Genomic DNA, 21,066 nt, shown 5'->3' on the forward strand with positions numbered 1-21,066 from the left:
GCCTGCCGTACATTGCGGGCATATGTGTGGCAGATACGGCTTCGGCAACCCCGCGCGGCTCGGGACGCTCCCTCTGGGCGTCACCTTCCCTGCGCTCGCTCCCCGCTACAACCTGGCGCCGTCGCAGGCGGTGCCGTTGGTGCTGCAGGAGGGCCGGGCGCGCGAGCTCCGCACGGCCAAGTGGGGGCTGATCCCATTTTGGGCCGACGACCCGGGCATTGGCCACAAGCTCGCCAACGCGCGCGCCGACGGCATCGCCGCGAAGCCGGCGTTTCGCGCGGCCTTCAAGACGCAGCGCGGCCTGATGCCGGCCGACCTGTTCTACGAATGGCAGGTGGTGCCCGGGCATCAGGGCAAGCAGCCGTGGTGCATCCGGTTGCCCGACGACGCGCCGTTCGTGATGGCGGCGCTCTGGGATTTATGGCAGCCGAAGCATGATCCCATCGCCGATCCGGTGCTGACGTGCTGCGTCATCACCACCGACGCGAACGCCACGATGGAGCCGATTCACCATCGCATGCCGGTGATTCTGCCGCTCACTGACGTCGATGCGTGGCTCGATCCTGCCACCGCACCGGCCGACGCGGCGCGACTGCTTCGGCCGTACGAGGGGCCACTACATGCGTATCAGGTGAAGACCTGGGTGAACGCCACGCGGAACGACGACCCACAGTGTGCCACCCCGCTGGTGCGCTCGGACGCGCACCGCAGCGAACAGTTCTTCGACGACTGACTACTTGGTGCCGCTTGAGCCGCGCAGGTACAAGTTGAGTGAGCCGAAGCTCAGCTTCGACTTCATCTGCACCATCATCCGGCGATCGTCGTCGGTGATCCACACCTCGGCTTTGCCGTTCTTACTGAAAATGCCCTTCGTCTGAAACGTGGGCTGCAGCACGACGGTCTTGAACGTGCCACCGGGCACCGTGATCGTCTCTCGGCGCACGACGCGAATGCGCACGGGATTGCCCGCCGCCTTGAAGTAGCGGGCGTATTCGTACGACTTGCCCACTTCGAGCGGCAAGGTGCGCACGAAATAGAGGAACGAGCCGTCGTCGAGCGGACTCGCCACCGTGGGCTCCTCGGGACGGTCATTTTCCTTGAACATGCCGCGCTCAGGGAAGATCTCGTAGCGACGTGTGCGCTCGTAGCTGCCCTCGTCGACATCCTGATGGTAGCGCAACGAGTTGAGCGTCGTGACGTCAAACCACGACTCGTACAAGTCATTCACCCGATACAGCGGAATGCCGCCATTGATTTTGAACACCGTGTGCCACACGGCGCGTCCGCGCACTTCGGTAATCTCGCGCACCTCCATGCTGCCGTTGCCGACCTTGAGCGAGCCGAAACGCACCTCGTAGTCGAGTCGTTCACCGACCTTGAACGGCACCGACAGCGCTCCCGCGGGGAGTCGCTGGATGACGCGACTCTCCGCGATGTCCGGGGCCTGGGCGGCGATCGGGGACGAACCGCACGCGAGCACCACCGCGGCGACCAGTGCCGTGCCTTTCGATACGAGACTCATGGCGACGTGCTACCCATGTTTCGCGAAAAAGGTCGGCTAGACGTTGAAGCGGAACAGCAATACGTCGCCGTCGTGCACCACGTATTCCTTGCCTTCCGAGCGCACCGCGCCCTTCTCGCGCGCGTTCTTCCATCCGCCGTGCGTGATGAAGTCCACGTACGACACCGTTTCGGCCCGAATGAAGCCTTTCTCAAAATCGGTATGGATGACGGCCGCCGCCTTCGGCGCGGTATCCCCGCGATGAATCGTCCAGGCGCGCACTTCCTGCTCGCCCGCCGTGAAATACGTCTGCAGTCCGAGCAGGTGATAGCCGCCCTGAATCAAGCGATCCAAACCCGCCGTTTCGATGCCCAGCGAGGCGAGGAACTCGCTCCGCTCTTCGGGGGGGAGCTCGGAGAGCTCGGCTTCGATCTTGGCCGAGAACGCCACGATTTCGGCGTGTTCACCGGTGGCCGCCACGGCCGCGCGCAACGCCTTGAGATACGGTCCTTCGTCACCCGCCAACTCGGCGTCGGTCACGTTCGCCGCATAGAGCACCGGCTTCGCCGTGATGAGCTGCAGCCCGGCCAACGAGAGCATGTGCTCCGACGACAGTCCGCCACGAAGCAACGGCATGCCCTCAGACAGCGTCGCGAAGGCGGCGTCCAGCGCCGGTAACTCCGCCAACGCGTCCTTGTCGTTCGCCTTGGCCGCGCGCTTCACTTTGTCGAGGCGCTTCTCCACCACGGCCAAGTCGGCGAGCGCGAGTTCGAGCTCGATCGTTTCCTTGTCCCGCGCTGGATCAGGCGAGCCCATGACATGCGTGACGTCGTCGTCCGCAAAGCACCGGATCACGTGCACGATCGCGTCCGTTTCGCGGATGTTCTGCAGGAACTTGTTGCCCAGTCCCTCGCCCTGCGACGCGCCTTTCACGAGCCCGGCGATGTCGACAAACTGTACCGCCGCCGGCAGCGTGCGCTTGGGCTGCACAATGTCCGAGAGCTTCGCCAGACGGGCGTCGGGCACTTCGACCATGCCGACGTTCGGATCGACCGTGCAGAAGGGATAGTTCGCCGCTTCCGCCTTGGCCGAGGTCAGGGCGTTGAAGAGCGTGGATTTGCCGACGTTGGGGAGACCGACGATGCCGAGTTGAAGCACGATGAAAAACGAAGTAGGGAGTACGGAGTACGGGGTAGGGAGTCGCGACGCGCTCCGCCTGCGGTGAAATGTAGCGGGGGGCAGGGAATTGGTGACGGCGTGGGGCGGGGGAGGGGGCAGATTGGCGCGATGACCGACTATTCGATGCAGGACCCGGAGAAGCTTCTGGTCTATGCGCGGGCGCTCGACTACGCGGCAACGGTACGAGACGCCCTGCGCGGTGAGTCGGTGCGATCCCGCCGCGACGTGCAGTACCAACTCGCGCGGAGCTCGGCATCGATTCACGCATCGATCGCCGAGGGCTGTCGATCCGGGAGTCGGCCGCAGGTCGCCAGGTACCTGCAGATCGCGATCGCGTCGGCCTCGGAGTCACAAAGCCACCTGGCGTTCGCCAAGCGTCTTCGCGCCATAGCGCCCGACGTGCACGACACACTCGCCGCCGAGACCATCGCGATCCGGCGCATGCTGATCGCCCTTCAACGCCGCGTCCGACAGCAGCACGATCTGTCAGAAAGCACGCACCGTCGCTCGCAGAAATGAGGAGGGGTACGAAGACGAAGTCTCCGTACCCCATACTCCGTACCCCCTACTTCGCCGTTACCGTAAGAACCACGGCGCCAGCACCAGACTCACCACGCTCATCAACTTGATGAGAATATTCATCGCCGGGCCGCTGGTATCCTTGAACGGATCGCCCACCGTGTCACCCACAACCGCGGCTTTGTGCGGGTCGGAGCCTTTGCCGCCCAGAATGCCGCCTTCGATCATCTTCTTGGCGTTGTCCCACGCGCCGCCGGCGTTGGCCATGAACAGGGCCATCATCACGCCCGTCACCGTGGCACCGGCCAAAAGGCCGCCCAGCGCCGTGACGCCGAGGAACTTGCCGACGAACACCGGCAGCAGGATCGCCACGAGGCCGGGGGCGATCATTTCGCGGATCGCGGCCTTGGTGGAGATCTCGACGCAGCGGGCCGAGTCGGGCTTCACACCCGGCTTGCCTTCCAGCAGGCCCGGGATCTCGCGGAACTGTCGACGGACTTCTTCCACCATGCCCTGGGCCGCACGACCCACCGCGGTCATCGTGGAGGCACCGACGTAAAACGGTACCACGCCGCCCACGAACATGCCGATGACGACCATCGGGTCGATGAGGTTGAGCACCGTGAGGTTCACGGCCGAGGCGTAGGCCGAGAAGAGCGCTAGCGCCGTGAGGGCCGCCGATCCGATCGCGAAGCCCTTGCCGATGGCGGCCGTGGTGTTGCCGAGCGCGTCGAGACCGTCGGTGATCTTGCGGACTTCCGGTCCGAGATGACTCATCTCGGCGATGCCACCGGCGTTGTCGGAGATCGGACCGTACGCGTCGACCGACATCGTCACACCGACCGTGGCGAGCATACCAACCGAGGCGATGGCGATGCCATACAAGCCGGCCGACGTGAACGACACCCAGATCGCGCCGCAGATGAGCAGCACCGGCACGATGCAGCTTTCCATGCCGACGGCGAGACCGGCGATGATGTTCGTGGCCGGCCCCGTCTGCGAGGCCTCGGCGATACGGCGCACCGGGCCGGCAGCGGTGTAGTACTCGGTCACGAGGCCGATCGAGATGCCCGACACCGTACCGGCGATCACCGCGTAGAACGGTCCGAGGGCGGGCAGGGCCACGCCCGCTTCGGTCGTCATGCCCAGCGGCACCATGTTTGTGATGAAATACGCGAACACGAGGAACAGCCCGGCGGCGATGAACGTGACCAAGCGCAGCGCGTTGGCCGGGTCACCCTTGGCGAGGATGCGCATCATGAAGATGCCGATCAGCGACGCCACGAGTCCGGCCGCCGTATACGCCACCGGCAGCAGCATCGCGTTCACGCGCGTCGCCTCGGGGATCAGCACACTCGTCGCCGCGAGGGCGATGGTGGCCACGATGCCGCCCACATAACTCTCGAAGATGTCGGCGCCAAGACCGGCCACGTCACCCACGTTGTCACCAACGTTGTCGGCAATCGTGGCGGGGTTGCGCGGATCGTCTTCCGGAATGCCCGCTTCAACCTTGCCCACCAGGTCGGCGCCAACGTCGGCCGCCTTCGTGTAGATACCGCCGCCGACACGCGCGAACAGCGCGATCGACGAAGCGCCCATCGCGAATCCGGAGATGATCTCCGCAAACGCCTTCGCATCGGCCGTGACTTCGCCCTTGGCGAGGAAGGCAAACACGATGGCGATACCGGCGAGTCCGAGCGACGCGACCGCGAGGCCCATGATCGAGCCTCCGCTGAAGGCGACGCGTAGGGCGGCCGCTTGACCGCTCGAGCGCGCCGCTTCCGCTGTTCGCACGTTGGCCGCCGTAGCGCCCTGCATACCGATCCAGCCACTCGCCACCGAGAGCAGTCCACCAATGACGTAAGCAATCGCCGTCTTCACACCGATCGCCCAGCCCAGCAGGCCGGCCACGATGAGCAGGAAGGGCAGAAGGACCACGTACTCGGCACGCAGAAATGCCATGGCGCCGACGTGGATTTCGCCGGCCAGATCCTGCATGGCCTGCGTACCGGGGGAGAGACGGCGAATGCCGCCGAAGGTCAGGAACGTCGCGATGAGGCCGACGACGCCCGCACCCAAAGACAGCAGCGGAAGTTGGTCAAACATGGGGAGTAGTTGGAGGGGCGAAATGGTCGAGGAACATTACTGCTTGCAGACGCCGCGCGGGTCGAGTTTGGCTTGGTTTACCACCGGACGTCCCGGGCGATTGCCCAGCTCCTGTGCCACGTCGGCGATCAGCTTGGCCACCCGCTCGATATGCGGATAGTCGATGTACTGCGGTTCGTCGGTGAGCTGGTGATAGGCTGAGTGGCCACCGGTCGTGAAGAAGGTGACGGGGACGCCCCACTTGGCGTACTCGTAGTGGTCGCTGCGGCAGTAGATGTTCATCGGATGGTCGTTGGCGTCCATGCCGTAGTCGAACAGCAGATTGTGCGTCTTGGCCTTGTTCACGCTTTCCACGAGATCGCCGAGCTCGGTGGACAGGCGGCGCGACCCGACCAGCTGCAGGTAGTCGGGGCCACCGCGCAGATCCTGGCCTTCTTTCGAGATGCCAGTGACGTCGGTGGCCGACCCACGACCCACCATGTCGATATTGAGCTGCGCGACAATCGAGTCGCGTGCCACGGTGCTGTGCGCGGTGAAGAACTTCGAGCCCCACAAGCCCTTCTCTTCGCCGACATGCCACACGAACAGCGTCGAGCGCTTCGGCTTGACCTTCATGGTGGACAGCAGTTCGGCGATCTCCTGCACGGCCACCGACCCCGAGCCATCGTCGTCCGCGCCATTGAAGATCGAATCGCGGCGCGTGGGACTCGACTTCCGCATCTCGGCCAGCTCGGCGTTGATCTGCGTGAACTGTTCGGCGTTGCCCATCTTGTCGTCGTTCTCGGCGCCACCCGGGCGCACGATGCGGTTGAAGGTCAGCACCGAGTCGTGATCGACCGCGCGACGGGACATGCCCACGTGATCGCTGTGTGCGCCGACAGCGACATACTGATGCTTGAGCTTCGGGTCACTGCCCGGCAGAATCGCGACGACGTTGCGCGCCGGGAACGGTGACGGCACCACATCGAGGATCGCCTTCACGTTTACGCTCGTGCCGACCGTGCCGGCCTTGAGTTCGCTCGCCGGCGACGTGAACAGCTTCGACATCACAGTGGCGCCGACGATCAGGCGTGGACCGCCGAACGCGGGATCGTCCACGAACAGTCCGGTGCTCAACACGTAGCCGACGTAGCCGGCGGCCTGCTGCGGCAGCACGAGCACGATGCCGGACGCGCCGGCGGGCACATCGACATTCCCCTCGAGTGCCTGTTGCAGCGCCGACCGCGACGCCGGCACCGTGAGCACCACGAGCTTGCCCGCCACCTGCTCGGCCGGCAGCAACGACTGCTCGCCCATGACCCCACCGAACACCACCGGCGTGTCGTTGAACGTCATCGTACTACCGCTCATGAAGCCCCATTCCTTGCCGAGTTCGAGCGACGCGCCACCGGCGATGAACGACGACATCGGATCGACCTTCTTGCTCTTGAGCGGCAGCGTCTGAAAGAACGTGCCGCTATCGCCGGCCGGTTGAAGCCCGAGACGCTTCGCTTCGCGCGCCAACAACTCGGTGGCCTTGAAGCTGCCCTCCGTGCCGGCATCGCGTCCCATGAGCGAATCATCGGCGAAGATGTACAGCCGCGTCATCAGATCGTCGGCGGTAATCGCACTCTTGGTCGGACGCGGCGCGAGCTTGAGCGGCAGCGTGGTGCGCGGGGCCGGCGCGGTGGCGACCGGCTGCGACTTGGGTACGTCCTGCGCGTTCACGAATGACGGCAGCGCACCAGCGGCGAGCGTGACCGCTGCGAGCAACGTTCGGATCGACGCGGCGCACTGCACCGTACGGATTACCACAGCACTCATCGAGCACTCGAAGAAAGAGGAAGACGCGCCACGTGGACCTGAGGTGCCGGCTTCGTGGTTGTCCAGGTGGCCAACAGGGTATCACGCAGCACGGCGAGACGCGGAAAGCCGCTTTGCCGCGCTCCCGACGTGCGGGCCAGACTGCGGGTTTCACTGACCGTCGTGCCGGTCACGCGACGCACCAGCACCTCGGCTTCGTCGGTGGTGCGCTGCTCGAGCCACGCCACGATCGGTTCGGCCCGACTGTCGAGGACGATCGACACGCGGCCGATCGGATCCCCTTCGTCGATGCGGACCGGCGCCCCGAAGGTCGCGCCGCCATCGGTCGAGGTGGCCACCAATACGCGTGCGGTGTCGTGGGCGGCGGTGTACCATGCCACGACCACCGTCTTGCCGCTGGCGGCCACCTGGGGGCCATTCACGGGGCAGCCAGGGTAGTACCAGTCATCGGCGTGCACGAGCACCGGCGGACTCCAACCGCCCACCAATTCGCGCACGATGGCGATATCGCGGATGTCCTTGTCCGAGCGATCGCGGTACACGATCACGCGCCCGAGGGTGCCCTTGGCGGTTGCCGTCTGACAGCAATCGCAGGTACGGGCGTCGAGCACGGCTTCCTTCGAGATCGTCCCGTCTTCGCGCACGACCGCCGTGCGAACAGTCATCTCGCGCGTGGAGTCCTTCATGGCGCTCTTGCGTCCATCGAGCCACACGAGACCAAGGTTACGGCCCCCGTCGGCCCAGAGCGACACGAAGCCGTGCTCGGCGGCCAGTCCGTCGGTGTGTGGCGTCACGGGGGCGCTCCAGGTGCGTCCATCGTCCCGCGATCGCACCGTGCGAATGCCATACGCATACGTGCTAGCGCCCTCGCGTTCGAGCCAGTGCGCGGAGAGATCGCCGTTTCCGAGCTTCGTGATAGCCGGGAAGTCGGCCCAGTTCACGAAGAATGGGCGGTCGGCGGCGATCGTGCGCGTCGAATCCCACGTGGCGCCATTCCACTTCGCCAGGCGGATCGCGAACGATGAGTCAGCGCGCTGCTCCGTCCACGACAGGTAGGCGGAGCCCTTGTCGTCGGTGACGATCATGGACGTTCGACTGCCCGCCGGCGCCGGCGCCGCGAACTCTTCGACCACGCCAAGGGTGGTGGTCTTCGGCGGCTTCGCGGCGCCCGTGCCCGTGTCGCAGGCGGCGGTCAACATCGCGAGGCTCACAGAGAGTCCCAGGGCGAGACTGGCGGAAGGCCATCGCGGCGCAGGAGATTGAGAAGGCATTCATGAACGTTGCGCGTCAACTCCGTCCCGATCAACCATGCAGAGCGCATTTGCGTCCTCAATTGGTCAAATGAAGCGCCGGCGGCTGTCGGCTGCCGTGGCGACATGGCTGGTCACCTCGACGACCGCCGCGGCACAGCCCGTTTCGGTTCGGGTAATACCGAGTGTACCGGATACCGTGCGCGGTGTGGTCTTCGACAGCCTCTCGGGCATGCCGCTCGAGGGAGCCTTCGTGGTGGGCGACGGAGGCGAGGTGAGTGCGCGGACCGACTCGACCGGACGATTCGTTCTCAGCGCAGCCGCGCCCGTACGGCGGGTCGTGGCCTATCACGAATTGCTCGATCGGATCGGGGTTGGGGCGTTGAGCGCCGAGCGCCCGGATGGCACCGAGCCTTGGAGGCCGTCGCTGACCACACCCGGCATGAACGTGGTCTGGTCCCGCTTCTGCACGGGACGGCGGCCCCGGAACGGCGTGGGAGGTATCGTCTTCGGGCGCGCCATAACGGCGGACGGAGCGACGCGCTTGGCAGGGGCACAGATCGAGCTGCAATGGGAGTCCACTAGGCTGCGGGCCGATACGATCCCTCGGTATGAATCGCAGGTCGTGCGCACCGACAGCGTCGGCGAGTACGTGTTCTGCGGCGTGCAGGAGTTCGGGCCGGCGGGGGTGATCGCGTCGACTGCGACGCTGCGATCGGCGGCGCTGCTGCTGCCGGGTGATGTGGTGCCGATCCGTCGGGCAAATGTGATGCTGGGTGCGATCGCCGATTCGGTACGCACGACGGTACAGGGCCGCGTGCGCGACGACAACGGACAGAGCATCAGCGACGCGCAGGTGACGGTCGACGGCGTCGCGGAGCCCGTACGCTCCGCTGCGGATGGCCGCTTCAGCATGAGCGGCGTGCCGATGGGAACCCGCATGATGTCGGTGCGGAAGATCGGCTTTCTGCCGTATCTCTCGTCGATTGACGTACCCGAGGTGGGCGTACCGGATTACGTCGCCGTGGTGGAACGCGGGGTGTCGATTGAAGGCGTGCGCGTAACCGCCCGGCGGTCCGTGTCCCGCGATCGTCGCGAATTCGAAGAGCGCAAGCGCCTCGGGATGGGGACGGTCATGGAATCCACGGAAATCATGAAGTACCCGCGGACACAGTCGGCGTTACGGCAGTTTCCTGCCTTGCAAATCGCGACGGCAAATAATGGCGTTGATTTCACGATCCTGGGTCGAGTCAGATCGGGTGGGGTACGCTGTCAAGCGTCGCTGTACGTCGATGGCGTGACGGAAAGCAGTGCATATCTCGCGATGCTGCCGCCGGAGAACATCGCCGCGATGGAACTCTTCCCGTCCGGCGAGTTCGCACCGGTTCGGTTCCGACCGGTGTACGCATCGTGTGCGGTACTGTTAGTCTGGACCAAAAACTCTCTTCGCGGATGATGCGTGTGATGCGTGCGGCAAGACATTCGATCCTGTTGGCCAGTGTGCTGGTGAGCTTGGAAGCAAGCGCGACGGCGGGTGCGCAGCTGTCGCCAGCGTCGCAGCGTCCGGACACGCTGCGCGGTTTGGCCTACGACAGCCTTGCGTTCCGGCCGATGGCCGGTGCGCTCATCACCGCCGAACCTGGCGGCGCAACGGCGGTCAGCGACTCGCTCGGGCGCTTCACGATCTACAGCCCAGTGCGCGTGTCGCGTCTGGTGGCGTTTCACGAGCGCGCGGATCGATTGGGTCTTGGCGACCTCATTGCCGTGCGCCCTGATGGTGAGGGCGCGTGGGAACGCCCGATCGTGGCGACCCCCGGCATGAACACCGCGTGGGCCCGGTTGTGCGTCGCGCGGCGTCGGCCGGCCAACGGCATGGGCGGCATTCTCTTCGGCTCCACCACCGCCGCAGACGGCGGCACCCGCGTGGCGGGCGTGGGTCTCGTGCTGCAGTGGCAGGCGGTGAAGAGCTTGCTGGACAGCACGCCCAAGTTCGAGTCGATGACGGTGCGTAGTGACTCGCTCGGCAACTACATCTTTTGCGGCGTGCAGGAGTTCGGACCGGCCGCGCTGGTGGCGTCGTCCTCGCAGTATCGCAGCGACAACGTGTTGGTCGATGCCGACGCGGCCTCACTGCGCCGGGTCGATCTGATCCTCGGCGCCACGGGCGGTCCGACGGCCACCGCGACGGTGCAGGGGCGCGTGGTCGATGAGAAGGGCGCGTCGGTGCCGGCCGCGATGGTGACGTTCGGCGGCTTCGCGACTGAGATCATGTCGGGGCCCAATGGACGCTTCACGATCAACAATGTGCCGACCGGGAGCCGCATGGTGTCGGCCCGCAAGATCGGTTACGTGACCGTGCCGAAACAGCTCGACGTGTTCGAGAAGGGTGTGACCGGTTTGGAGGTCGTGGTGGAGAAGGGCACGCTGGTGGAGCGGGTCAACATCCGCTCCACGCGTATCAAATCACGTGATGCCACGGAGCTCGACGAGCGCAAAACATCGGGGCTTGGCCGGTTCGTCGATTCCACGCACTTCGCCAAGTACGATCGCACCCGTCAGGCCCTCGATCTGCTGCCGGGCATTCGGACGCAGGTGGGGCGCGTGCCGAACGATTTCGTGATTCGTGGTCGTGGCGACTGCATGGCGTCGCTGTGGGTGAACGCGGTGCGCGAGCCGAACACCCCTGATAACCTGATTGCCCGATTGCCGAAGGACGAAATCGCCGCCGTCGAGATCTTCAACAACGAGATGCAGGCGCCGGCGCGCTTTCAGACGGCGGGCAATCAATGTGCCGTAGTCGTGCTCTGGACCAAGCAGCATATCAACGCGAAGCGGTAGACGGCTACGGCTGCTTCACGATGGCGCCGCCCTTCATCACGAAGGCCGCGCGCGCCAGGAGGGAGATGTCGCGCAGCGGGTCGCCCTTGACGGCCACGAGATCGGCCAGCTTGCCGGTGGTCACGCTGCCGAGTTCACGTTCCACGCCGAGCAGGGTGGCGCCGTTCATGGTGCCGACGGTGATGGCCTCCATCGGCGTGGCACCGAGAATGTCGACCATATACTTGAACTCTTCACCGTTGCGGCCGTGAATGTCGCTGGTCGCGTCGGTGCCGAGGGCGAACTTGACGCCGGCTTTGTAGGCTGCGCGCAGGCGCACGCGGCGATCGCCGGCAATCGCCGTGGCCTTGGCGATCGAATTCGCGGGCACACCCTTGCGGGCGCCGTCCGTGACGATCTCCTCGAGAATGATGAGCGTGGGCACGAGGTACGTCCCCTTCTCCTTCATGAGGCCGATGGCTTCGTCGTTGACGAGGCTGCCGTGCTCGATGCTGGCGACGCCTGCCAGCACCGCCGCCTTGAGGCCATCACCGGCGTGCGCGTGCGCCATGACTTTGCGGCCAAGTCTGGTCGCTTCGGCCACGGCGGCGGTGAGTTCATCCATGCCGAACTGCGCCGCGCCGACCGCGTCGCCCACTGAGAGAATGCCGCCGGTGGCGACGATCTTGATCTGATCGGCGCCGTACTTGACGTTCGTGCGCACCTGCTTGCGCACGCCGTCGGCGCCGTCAACGATCGCACCGGTACCTGGCACCGCGAGGAACGGGCTCCAGCCGTTCACGTCGGCGTGCCCGCCCGTGCTGCCTAGCGCCGGTCCCGACGCGTGAATACGGGGGCCGGGGATGAGGCCGCGGTTGATGGCATCGCGGACCACGACGTCGACGAAGTCGGTGCTGCCTGCCTCGCGCACGGTCGTGAAGCCGGCGTCGAGCGTTTTCTTGGCGTTGATGGTGGCGTAGATCGCGCCGTGTGCCGGCGTCTCCTTGAGCACCGCCAGGTCGCCACCGTCGTTGTCGATCGACGTGAGGTGTGTGTGCGCGTCGATGAAGCCCGGGAGCAACGTGTAGCCGGCGAGTTCGAGTCGGATCGCCCCGGCGGGCACGCGAACGCTCGTGGCCGGCCCCACATCGGTGATGCGTTCGCCGCGCACGATGACCATGGCGTCGGCGATCTGTGTGCCATCGCCAACGATGACACGGTCGACGTGGATGGCGGTCACGCGGGCCGCCGGGGCGGATTGCGCGGTGGCCGGTGTCGCGAGCGCTGCGCTGAGCGCAACGGCGGTGGACATCGCGAGTGTCAGCGTGTTGAGAGAGGGTCGCATGCGGACAAGGTACCGCGCGGCGACGCGTTGCGGGCGACGCGTTACGGGAGCCGCGGCGTCAGCGGCCCATCGTGCTCACGGCCTTCTCGGTGCCGTCGGCGATCCAGAGCTCGATTGCGGTGACCATGCGCGGATAGAGCGCCTCCACCAGTTCGCGCTCGTCGCGCGGCATCGTGTGCAACACGAAGTCGGCGAGGTCGCCGATCTGGCGGCGGTCGTCGACCGGCTTGATGCCGATTCGCAAGCGCGGATACGTGGGCGACTTGAGGTGGGCCTCGATGCTCTTGAGCCCATTGTGTCCTCCGGGGCTGCCGGCCGCGCGCAAGCGATACTCGCCGGCGGGCACGGCGACTTCGTCGACGATGACCATGAGATCGTCGGCGGCCTTCCAGCCTTCGCGCTTGAGATATGGGCGGAGCGCGGCGCCGCTCAGATTCATGAACGTCTGCGGCTTCACGAGCTTCACCTTCTTGCCGCCAACCGTGCCTTGCGTGGTGACGGCGTCGCCGTCTTTGCGCCACGGATCGAAATGCCAATGATGGGCGAGGTGGTCGACGAGCCACCAGCCCACGTTGTGACGCGTGTGTTCGTATTCCCGGCCGGGATTGCCGAGTCCGACGATGACTTTCATGAGCAGGGGTAAACGGGCGGGGCGCGGAATGCGCCAGCGTGGGGTGACCATGCTGAACGAATTCCGCGCCCCGTACGCGACTTACTTCTCGTCGGCCTTGGGCTTCGCGCGGATCACTTCCGGCTCGGCGGCACCCTCGACGATGGGCTCCACGGCAACCTTCGGCACCTGCACGATGCAGACCGTGTTGCCCGGCTCGTCGAGCACCTTGATGCCAGCGGGCAGCACAAGGTCGGACACGTGCAGCGTGTGGCCGATCTTCAGCGACGACACGTCGACGTCGATGTGGTTCGGGATCGACGACGGATCCACTTCGATGTGCAGCTGGTGCATGATCTGATCGAGCAAGCCACCTTCGAGACGCACGCCTTCCGGCACGCCGACATAGACGATCGGGATCTGTACCGACACCGTCTCACCAGCCACGAGCTCCTGGAAGTCGATGTGCGTGATGGTGCGCTTGAACGGGTGACGCTGCACTTCACGGATGAGCGTGCGGGCCGTCTTGCCGTCGATCGCAAGCTCGATCACGGTGCTGCTGATCGCGATGCTCTTGAGGAGCTTATCGGTATCGCGCGCGTTGATCATGAGCGACTGCGCCTCGCGGCCGTGGCCATAGATCACCGCGGGGATGTTGCCGGCCTGACGGATCTTGCGAGCGGCGCCCTTGCCGGTTTCGGCGCGAACGGACGCGGAGAGAGAAGCGGTGGACATGGGAACTAGCCTCTGAGAAAAAAGTGGTTCGGGAGTAACCGGAAATGGTCGGCCCGGCCAGTAACGGCGGAGTATGGGGTAGGGAGAAGGGGGTATGGGGTACTCCTTACCCCGTACTCCCTACTGCCTTCTCTACTTCGCCGTTATTCGAACAGTACGGACACCGACTGATCGGCGTGCGTAAATCGGATGGCCTTCGCCAGCAACTCGCCCACCGAGAGGACATGCAGCGACGGGAAGCGTCGCTCGGGCGGGAGATTGATGGAGTCGGTCACCACGACTTCCTTGATCGGCGCGTTCGTCAACCGTTCCACGGCCGGGCCGCTGAACAGCGCGTGCGTGGCGCACACGTAGATGTCGTTCGCACCGAGATTCTTCAGCGCACGGGCGGCTTCGGAGACCGTGCCGGCCGTGTCGATCATGTCGTCGGGAATGAGACAATCGCGGCCTTCGACTTCACCGACGACGTTCATCACTTCAGCCACATTGGCCTTGGGGCGACGCTTGTCGATGATGGCGAACGTGGCGTCGAGCCGCTTGGCAAAGCCACGCGCCATCTTCGCCGATCCGACGTCGGGGGCGACGACGCAGAGATCCTTGAGCCCCTTCTTGCGGAAATAGTTCGTGAACACCGGCGCGGCGTACAGGTGATCGACGGGGACGTCGAAGAAGCCCTGCAGCTGGTGCGCATGAAAGTCGAGACCGAGGACGCGATCGGCGCCGGCGGTCTCGATGAGGTTGGCCATGAGCTTGGCGCCGATGGCGACGCGCGGCTGATCTTTGCGGTCCTGCCTGGCGTATCCCGTGTAGGGGAGCACCGCGGTGACGCGGGCAGCCGAGGCGCGGCGCGCGGCGTCGATGAGCAGCAGGAGTTCGAGCACATTCTCGCCGGGCGGATTCGTGGGTTGTACCACGAAGACATCCGCACCACGGATGTTCTCGTCGATGCGCACGAACACCTCACCGTCGGCGAAACGCGTACAGGTCACCTTGCACAGTTCGGTGCCGAGCGTCTTCGCCACCTCTTCCGCGAGCGGCTGATTCGCCGTGCCGGACAGGATCTTGAAGCCACGTGGCGACGGCGACGGTACGTCAAACGACGGAGTCATCCGGAGGTCTCGACCTGCGTGAAGGGTGTTGGTACGGAACCAGAACAAATGGGGCGGAGTGTCGCCGGTACCTCGTGAAAGGCGCGGCGGCTCCGTCCCTGACCAGCCTTTAAACATAGCTGCGCCCCCGGCTGAGAGGGAGTGGGTACGGATCAGCTCGTTGCGCGTTCGTCATCACCCCGTGACAACATCGTGGTGATGCTGTCGTCAGGTCGTCGCACGGGGATCGAATTCTACGGCTCGCCATCGATGGCGATGCCCCTCCTATCCCCTGACGTCTCATGCGTAACTCCCTTGTTCGCCGCTTCACGTGCGTGCTGCTCTCCCTCGTCAGCACCGGACTGCCCTGTGTGCCGGCAAACGCCCAAGGCACCGAGGGCTTTGTCTCCGGACAGGTGCGGTCAGCCTCGGGCATGGCGGTGGTCGGCGCGACCGTGACCGCGCGCAACCTGTCCACCGGGACCCAACAAACCCGACAGACGGACGCCCGCGGGCGCTACGTCTTCGCGCAGCTGCCGATCGGTGGCCCGTACACGCTGACCGTGCGTCAACTGGGATTCCGCCCCGCTCTGCGCAGCGGGTTGATGCTGAATCTCGGTGATCGCGTCACCCTCGATCTGTCCTTGGACCCGTCCGCCACCGAACTGTCGGCGGTGGACGTCCGTGCCGACCGCGAGAGCAAGCGCGCGGAACGTGTCGGGGGCAGCACCGTGGTGACCGAGAAGGAAATCCGGCAGCTGCCGATTCAGGACCGCTCATTCGCCGATCTCGCCATTCTGGCGCCGACGACGTCGCGTGCCGGCACCGGCGGGATCATCACGTCGTCCTCGTCGATTGCCGGTGGCCGTGTGACCGGCACCGACATTCGCGTGGATGGCGTCCAGGCCAAGAACACGATTTGGGGGGCCGGCTTTGGTCGCGGCCCGTATTCCATCTCGGTGGAAGCCGTGCGTGAGTTCGAAGTGGTGACCAACGTGTACGACGTGACCCAAGGTCGGCAGGGGGCCGGCGCGGTGAACGTTGCCACGCGCGCCGGCACCAACACGACCAACGGGTCGCTCTTCGTGTACAACCGGAATCAGGCGCTCACCACGAACACCAACTTCCTCGGGCAGAAGGTCACCAACTTCGACAATCTGCAGTTCGGTGGGTCGATGGGCGGTGCGATCGTGAAGGACAAACTGCACTACTTCGTGGCGTATGATCGGCAGCAAGTGGCCGAGCCTTTCTCCACGTTGCAGGTGGAGAACAACGCCGACTGGACGCGTTTGCAGGTGGCACCGGACAGTGTGACGCGTTTCCTCGATATTTTGCGCCGCTCGTACGGGCTCGGCAGCGACCGCCAGACCGGCACGTTCGATCGTGCCAACACGCTCAACACCGTGTTCGGACGTCTCGACTACCAGATCAGCGACGCGCATCGCGCCACGCTGCGCACCACGTATTCCGACTTCCTGTACAGCAACTCGATTCCCGACCGCGAGCTTTCCGTGCTCGAGAGCCGCGGCAACCAGAAGTCGCGCGAAGTGCAGACCATGGGCTCGGTGAAGTCGAATCTCGGCCGTCGCCTCACCAACGATGTCCGGCTGGCGTACACCAACCGCATCCTCGAGAACGAGCCGAACACGCGCCTTCCGCGTGGATTGGTCAATGTGTCGTCCACGCTCCCGAGCGGTGCGACGGGCGGCAATCAGGTCCTGCAGTTCGGCGGACAGCGCACGAGCCCGGAGCTGCAGACGGAAGAGTCGTATCAGCTGGTCGACGTGCTGCGCTTCGACGGTGATCGCAGCGCGTTCACGGTTGGCACCGACCATTCACTGAACAACCTGTCGATGTTCGTATCGATCGAAACCGATGGCCTGTTCCAGTTCGCCAACTTGGCAGCGCTCGAGGCGCGTCGGCCGTCGTCGTATGCGCGCTTGGTGCCGTTGCAGGACCTCGAACCACGCATGCGGCAGTGGGTGTACGACGGTGGTGTGTTTGCCCAAGGCGAGTTCCGCGTCCGCGACAATCTCAATCTGACGGCGGGTTTGCGGGCCGATCTGTCGGCGTTCCTCACTGGTGCGAACCCGAACGCCGCCGTTGAGAGCGCCTTCGGCAAGCGTACCGATTTGTCGCCGACCGACTTTGCCATTCAGCCGCGGGCGCAGCTGACCTGGACGCCGGGCAGCGCCGGCAAGAACCTGGTGCGCGTGGGAAGCGGGTACTTCACGTCGCAGCCGCACTACATGGCGCACATCAACAACCTGCTGAATGACGGCTCGCAGCTGGCCGATGTGCTCCTGACCGGTACGGCAGCGCCGACGCCGGATTTTGTCAGCTACCGCCAGTCCTTTGCGAACGTCCCGGGCGCCCCAGCCGGTAGTGGTCCGCGGCCGTCGTACATCAACATGTTCGGCGCGGACTTCAAAGTGCCGCGCACGTGGAAGAGTGACGTGGCCTATCAGCGTCGCCTCTTCAACGGCAACCTCACACTCGGCGCCGCGGCACAGTACGCGCACACCAGCGAGCTGTATCGCTACGTCGACTTGAACCTGCGCCCGACGGCAGATTTCACGTTGGTCAATGAAGCAGGACGACCGGTCTTCGTGCCGGCCGCGAGCATCACCGCCGCCGGCGGTCGCAATCCCGTGTTGGCGCGTCCGTTCTCGCAGTTCCAGCGCGTGCTGGAGCTGCGCAGCGACGCCGGACAGCACCAGAAGGCGTTCTTCGTCGACGCGGCGTTGCGTCTGCCGCGCAACGGGTCGATCAGTGGATCGTTCACATTCAATCAGACTCGCGACAACAGCTCGTTCAATTGCTGCATTGCCATCACGTCGGTGTTTACGCCGGTGCCGGGCGATCCACGGACGCCCACCTGGGGCGCCAGCAACACCGACTTCCGGCACAAGCTGGTGTTGTACGGTGCGACGCCCGAGATCAAGGGCTTCCAGTTCAGCGCGCGCGTGATCGGACAGTCGGGCTCACCGTGGTCGGCGACGGTGGCGCAGGACATCAACGGCGACGACGTCGGCGCCGGCAGCGCGTTCGCCAACCAGAATGACCTCGCCTTCGTGTTCAACCCGTCCACGCCGGGCCTGCGCGCCGGCTTCGCCGACTCGCTACGCTTGGTGTACTCGAGCCCGCAGAACATCGCGTCGAGCTATCTGGGGTCGACGCTCGGGCAGATCGCGGAGCGCAACGCGGTTCGCAATCCGTTTGTCACCCAAATCGATCTGCGCCTCACGCAGAAGCTGCCGTCGATTCGCGGTCAGCGCGCCGAACTCACGCTCGATGTGTTCAACGCGGCCGCGCTGATCAATCACAACTGGGGCGCGGTGCGTGCCGTGCCGGGCGCCAACCAGACGCTGCTCAACGTGATCGGGTTCGATCAGGCCTCTCGCGAGTATCGCTATCGGGTGAACCCCAACTTCGGTCGCACGATCAAGTTGGGGAATCGGTACCAAATGCAAATGGGTTTGCGCTACCAGTTCTGATGCCAGCGTGCCGGCTCGCCGACGCTCGGCCGCCGGCAAGCGCTCGGCATACGCAGTCTGCATGAAACGTGAATGGCGAGGCAGCGATGGATCCGCTGCCTCGCCATTCGCGCTGTTTGGTGTCGATAGGCCCACTCGGAATCGAACCGAGATCACCGGCTTCAAAGGCCGGGGTAATAACCGTTATACGATAGGCCACCTGCCGCACCGTCTGCGTACAGTCGTATGCTATCCCGTGGCCGGACCGCGGACAAGCGCGTCACGCTCCCAGTCGTGCAACGGGAGCGCGTCCCGGGCCCGCAGCCCCTCGCCGAAGGGGCCCAACAGGTGGACGATGCTGTTGGCGTAATAGCGGATCAACGGCCTTCCCTTGGGCAGAATCAGGAATCCGACGCCTGTCCGGGCGATCACGCGCCGCATCCGGAGCATTCGATAGGCCCGGTCGAAGGTCTCCTCGATATCCCGGTCGGCCTGCAGCACCCGGGCGTTGAACTCCCTGAGCACGTCGCGCATGGCCGACATGCGCTCCAGCAGGGCCGCCCGGGTCACGTAATCGGCATCGAAGCTGGCCAGGGCGGCACACGCCAGCGGAACGGGCGTCACGGGGATGATGGCGCCGATCCGCTGCAGCACATCATCACAAAAGTGCTGCACCAGCGGCAAACGGTCGGCCCGTGGCGCCTCGAAAAGGGCGATGCCCTGCGCCTCGAGCCCCGCCAGCCAGGCATCGACCGACACCGGGGTCCCGATAGTCACCGCCGCCCGCCCGTAGCGTCGCCACCGGCGGGTGACCAGGCGGCCCAGATTCGAGAGCGCAAACCGACCCACGCTGGCAGCCTGCGCGATCCGGTCGCGGGCGGGCACTTGCCGTTTCGTTTCGAGCTCGCGGAGCAGGGTGCGATCTTCGATCACGCGATCGTAGTTGATGCCCACCGGCACCACGTACATTCTCGCTCGCACGTCGGGATCGCGGGCCACCCCCAGCGCGTAGTCGAGCAGGCCGATCTTGGCGGGGCGCAACGCCCCATCGCGCGTGAGGCCGCCCTCGGGAAAGATCCCCTGCGTCACGCTGTTGCGCGTGATCAACTGCACGTAGGCCTGCAGCACCGCGTGATACAACGGCTCGCGATAGCGGCGACGAATGAAGTACGAGCCAAAACTCTTGAACAGCACCTCCAGCGGAAACGCGCGGGCCCATTCGCCGACGGCGTAGGAGATCGACACGGCGCCCATCATGACGTACGCCACCAGGACGTAGTCGGCGTTCGAGCGATGGTTCATGAGGTAAATCACGACCGAATTGCGCGGCACGCCGCGAAATGGGTCGGGCCGCTCGTACTCCACCGATACTTTGTAGAACAGCCCGAGCGCGGCGCGGCTCACCCAGTAGCCAAGCCGATAGTAGGCGAGAATGTTGAAGAAGGGGACGATCTCGTCGAGATAGCGGCGCACGCGGCGCCATGTGTCAGCTTCGCTGTCGTTGGTGTCCGCCACATGCGCCCGCACGGCGTCGGCGACGGCGTCATCGGCGAGCAGCGCGTCGATCACATACGCTTTTCGCGTGAGTTTGTAGCGGTCGATCCGCACCCGCGCGCGCATCACGGTGCGACGACCGGCGCGCCGCGCGTAGCCGTGCAGAGAGCGGCGTGTCGCCCAGGCCGCGACCGCCAGAACCAACAGGGAGAGCAGTGCCGCTATGACGCGGGCCATAGCCACGCGGCGCCGCGGACACCGCTCGAGTCGCCGTGGCGATTGTGCACGACGGACGTGCGTACGCGATCGGAGAAGACGAAAGCCGGAAGCTGCGCGGCGATGTCGTCGGCCAGGCGAGGCACGTTCGACAGACCACCGCCCAGCACGATCACATCGGGGTCGAGCACGTTGATCACGGTCGCGAGTCCGCGCGCCGCGCGGTTGACGAAGCGCGCACGCGTGGCCAGCGCGGCGTCGTGGCCCGCATCCGCCGCCGCGATGATATCGGGCGTTGTTCGCCCCGCACCGGTTACGCGCCGATGATCCGCCGCCACGGCTGGTCCCGAAATCCAGCTCTCGATACAGCCTTGCTTGCCGCAGTAGCAGTCGGGGCCCGGGAGCTCGTCGGGCTGCGGCCAGGGCAACGGATTATGTCCCCACTCGCCGGCAATGAGATTGGGTCCGGAGAGTCCGCGTCCGCGCACGATAATGCCGCCGCCGACGCCGGTACCCATGATGACGCCGAAGACCACCTCGGCACCGGCGGCCGCACCATCGCTCGCCTCCGACAGCGCGAAGCAGTTGGCATCGTTGTCGAGCCTGACCTCTCGCTGCAGCGCGGCGGCGAGGTCGGCGCCAAGTGGCTGGCCGATGAGCCACCCGGAATTCGCGTTCTTCACCAGCCCCGAATCCGGTATCACCGCGCCCGGTATGCCGACCCCGATGGTCCCGTGGTGTCCTGCCGCCGATTCGAGCGCCGTGACCAATGCGGTGATCGCCGCCACCGTTTCGTCATAGTCTCGCGGCGTAGCGACGCGCTGTCGCAGGAGTTCCCGGCCCGTCGCGTCGAGCGCGATGCCTTCGATCTTGGTGCCGCCCACGTCAATCCCGATCTGCATGGCGGAAATTGCCAACTGCAGACGG

The 21,066-nt window shown here is 65.4% G+C and carries 16 protein-coding genes and 1 tRNA gene; 5 read left to right on the forward strand and 12 right to left on the reverse strand.

Features of this window, described 5'->3' with window-relative positions:
* Window positions 1-22 precede the first annotated feature (22 nt).
* Complete coding sequence (locus tag RMP10_RS02985; RefSeq protein ID WP_310568977.1) at window positions 23-733, forward strand: SOS response-associated peptidase; 711 nt, start codon at window positions 23-25, stop codon at window positions 731-733.
* Here RMP10_RS02985 and RMP10_RS02990 read toward each other — a convergent pair whose 3' ends face one another.
* Window positions 734-1,522: a DUF3108 domain-containing protein gene (locus tag RMP10_RS02990; protein ID WP_310568978.1), complete on the reverse strand. Its 789-nt coding sequence runs from the start codon at window positions 1,520-1,522 to the stop codon at window positions 734-736.
* A gap of 36 nt (window positions 1,523-1,558) precedes the next feature.
* Entirely contained in the window at window positions 1,559-2,662 is a 1,104-nt protein-coding gene (gene ychF / locus RMP10_RS02995) for a redox-regulated ATPase YchF (RefSeq protein WP_345785772.1), read from the reverse strand.
* 126 nt (window positions 2,663-2,788) lie between these two features.
* Here ychF and RMP10_RS03000 point away from each other — a divergent pair, with 126 nt between their 5' ends.
* Window positions 2,789-3,199: a four helix bundle protein gene (locus RMP10_RS03000; protein WP_310568979.1), complete on the forward strand. Its 411-nt coding sequence runs from the start codon at window positions 2,789-2,791 to the stop codon at window positions 3,197-3,199.
* Window positions 3,200-3,256: 57 nt separating this feature from the next.
* Here the strand turns inward: RMP10_RS03000 and RMP10_RS03005 are convergent, their stop codons facing one another.
* Genes RMP10_RS03005 through RMP10_RS03015 form a run of 3 tightly spaced genes read right to left on the reverse strand, consistent with a single transcriptional unit; the run spans window position 3,257 to window position 8,319 of the window.
* Window positions 3,257-5,305, reverse strand: coding sequence for a sodium-translocating pyrophosphatase (locus tag RMP10_RS03005; RefSeq protein ID WP_309673486.1), 2,049 nt, complete (start codon window positions 5,303-5,305; stop codon window positions 3,257-3,259).
* 36 nt (window positions 5,306-5,341) lie between these two features.
* On the reverse strand, window positions 5,342-7,108 hold the full coding sequence (locus RMP10_RS03010; RefSeq protein ID WP_310568980.1) for a M28 family peptidase: 1,767 nt from the start codon (window positions 7,106-7,108) through the stop codon (window positions 5,342-5,344).
* Window positions 7,105-8,319 (reverse strand): sialidase family protein, encoded by a 1,215-nt coding sequence (locus RMP10_RS03015; protein ID WP_310568981.1) that lies wholly within the window; start codon window positions 8,317-8,319, stop codon window positions 7,105-7,107. The genes RMP10_RS03010 and RMP10_RS03015 overlap by 4 nt, the downstream gene beginning before the upstream one ends.
* Window positions 8,320-8,449: 130 nt before the next feature.
* Here RMP10_RS03015 and RMP10_RS03020 point away from each other — a divergent pair, with 130 nt between their 5' ends.
* Window positions 8,450-9,814: a carboxypeptidase-like regulatory domain-containing protein gene (locus RMP10_RS03020; RefSeq protein WP_309673489.1), complete on the forward strand. Its 1,365-nt coding sequence runs from the start codon at window positions 8,450-8,452 to the stop codon at window positions 9,812-9,814.
* The gene (locus tag RMP10_RS03025) at window positions 9,811-11,196 is read left to right on the forward strand and encodes a carboxypeptidase-like regulatory domain-containing protein (RefSeq protein ID WP_310568982.1); all 1,386 of its coding nucleotides are present in this window, start codon (window positions 9,811-9,813) and stop codon (window positions 11,194-11,196) included. Before RMP10_RS03020 ends, RMP10_RS03025 begins: the two co-directional genes overlap by 4 nt.
* Window positions 11,197-11,200: 4 nt before the next feature.
* Here the strand turns inward: RMP10_RS03025 and RMP10_RS03030 are convergent, their stop codons facing one another.
* From RMP10_RS03030 to RMP10_RS03045, 4 genes are all read right to left on the reverse strand, one after another.
* Window positions 11,201-12,520 (reverse strand): amidohydrolase family protein, encoded by a 1,320-nt coding sequence (locus tag RMP10_RS03030; protein WP_309673492.1) that lies wholly within the window; start codon window positions 12,518-12,520, stop codon window positions 11,201-11,203.
* A gap of 58 nt (window positions 12,521-12,578) precedes the next feature.
* Entirely contained in the window at window positions 12,579-13,202 is a 624-nt protein-coding gene (gene pth, locus RMP10_RS03035; RefSeq protein WP_309673493.1) for an aminoacyl-tRNA hydrolase, read from the reverse strand.
* 30 nt (window positions 13,203-13,232) lie between these two features.
* Complete coding sequence (locus RMP10_RS03040; protein ID WP_309673494.1) at window positions 13,233-13,865, reverse strand: 50S ribosomal protein L25; 633 nt, start codon at window positions 13,863-13,865, stop codon at window positions 13,233-13,235.
* A gap of 143 nt (window positions 13,866-14,008) precedes the next feature.
* A complete protein-coding gene (locus tag RMP10_RS03045; protein WP_309673495.1) occupies window positions 14,009-14,974 on the reverse strand; it encodes a ribose-phosphate pyrophosphokinase in 966 nt (321 codons plus the stop codon).
* Window positions 14,975-15,255: 281 nt separating this feature from the next.
* On the opposite strand from RMP10_RS03045, the gene RMP10_RS03050 reads away from it, so the two are divergent.
* A complete protein-coding gene (locus RMP10_RS03050; protein WP_310568983.1) occupies window positions 15,256-18,450 on the forward strand; it encodes a carboxypeptidase regulatory-like domain-containing protein in 3,195 nt (1,064 codons plus the stop codon).
* 126 nt (window positions 18,451-18,576) lie between these two features.
* Here the strand turns inward: RMP10_RS03050 and RMP10_RS03055 are convergent.
* From RMP10_RS03055 to RMP10_RS03065, 3 genes are all read right to left on the reverse strand, one after another.
* Window positions 18,577-18,647: transfer RNA gene (locus RMP10_RS03055), tRNA-Gln, on the reverse strand.
* Window positions 18,648-18,678: 31 nt separating this feature from the next.
* Window positions 18,679-20,160 (reverse strand): 1-acyl-sn-glycerol-3-phosphate acyltransferase, encoded by a 1,482-nt coding sequence (locus tag RMP10_RS03060; RefSeq protein ID WP_310568984.1) that lies wholly within the window; start codon window positions 20,158-20,160, stop codon window positions 18,679-18,681.
* On the reverse strand, window positions 20,145-21,041 hold the full coding sequence (locus RMP10_RS03065; protein WP_310568985.1) for an ROK family protein: 897 nt from the start codon (window positions 21,039-21,041) through the stop codon (window positions 20,145-20,147). The genes RMP10_RS03060 and RMP10_RS03065 overlap by 16 nt, the downstream gene beginning before the upstream one ends.
* Window positions 21,042-21,066 lie beyond the last annotated feature (25 nt).

The sequence above is a fragment of the Gemmatimonas sp. genome (assembly GCF_031426495.1).
Taxonomy (GTDB): domain Bacteria; phylum Gemmatimonadota; class Gemmatimonadetes; order Gemmatimonadales; family Gemmatimonadaceae; genus Gemmatimonas.

Excerpts from the sequence above, each read along its gene's own strand:
- RMP10_RS02985 (WP_310568977.1), top strand. The coding sequence starts at position 23 with ATGTGTGGCAGATACGGCTTCGGCAACCCCGCGCGGCTCGGGACGCTC.
- RMP10_RS02990 (WP_310568978.1), bottom strand. The coding sequence starts at position 1,522 with ATGAGTCTCGTATCGAAAGGCACGGCACTGGTCGCCGCGGTGGTGCTC.
- RMP10_RS03000 (WP_310568979.1), top strand. The coding sequence starts at position 2,789 with ATGACCGACTATTCGATGCAGGACCCGGAGAAGCTTCTGGTCTATGCG.
- RMP10_RS03005 (WP_309673486.1), bottom strand. The coding sequence starts at position 5,305 with ATGTTTGACCAACTTCCGCTGCTGTCTTTGGGTGCGGGCGTCGTCGGC.
- RMP10_RS03010 (WP_310568980.1), bottom strand. The coding sequence starts at position 7,108 with ATGAGTGCTGTGGTAATCCGTACGGTGCAGTGCGCCGCGTCGATCCGA.
- RMP10_RS03020 (WP_309673489.1), top strand. The coding sequence starts at position 8,450 with ATGAAGCGCCGGCGGCTGTCGGCTGCCGTGGCGACATGGCTGGTCACC.
- RMP10_RS03025 (WP_310568982.1), top strand. The coding sequence starts at position 9,811 with ATGATGCGTGTGATGCGTGCGGCAAGACATTCGATCCTGTTGGCCAGT.
- RMP10_RS03030 (WP_309673492.1), bottom strand. The coding sequence starts at position 12,520 with ATGCGACCCTCTCTCAACACGCTGACACTCGCGATGTCCACCGCCGTT.
- pth (WP_309673493.1), bottom strand. The coding sequence starts at position 13,202 with ATGGTCACCCCACGCTGGCGCATTCCGCGCCCCGCCCGTTTACCCCTG.
- RMP10_RS03040 (WP_309673494.1), bottom strand. The coding sequence starts at position 13,865 with ATGTCCACCGCTTCTCTCTCCGCGTCCGTTCGCGCCGAAACCGGCAAG.
- RMP10_RS03045 (WP_309673495.1), bottom strand. The coding sequence starts at position 14,974 with ATGACTCCGTCGTTTGACGTACCGTCGCCGTCGCCACGTGGCTTCAAG.
- RMP10_RS03050 (WP_310568983.1), top strand. The coding sequence starts at position 15,256 with ATGCGTAACTCCCTTGTTCGCCGCTTCACGTGCGTGCTGCTCTCCCTC.
- RMP10_RS03060 (WP_310568984.1), bottom strand. The coding sequence starts at position 20,160 with ATGGCCCGCGTCATAGCGGCACTGCTCTCCCTGTTGGTTCTGGCGGTC.
- RMP10_RS03065 (WP_310568985.1), bottom strand. The coding sequence starts at position 21,041 with ATGCAGATCGGGATTGACGTGGGCGGCACCAAGATCGAAGGCATCGCG.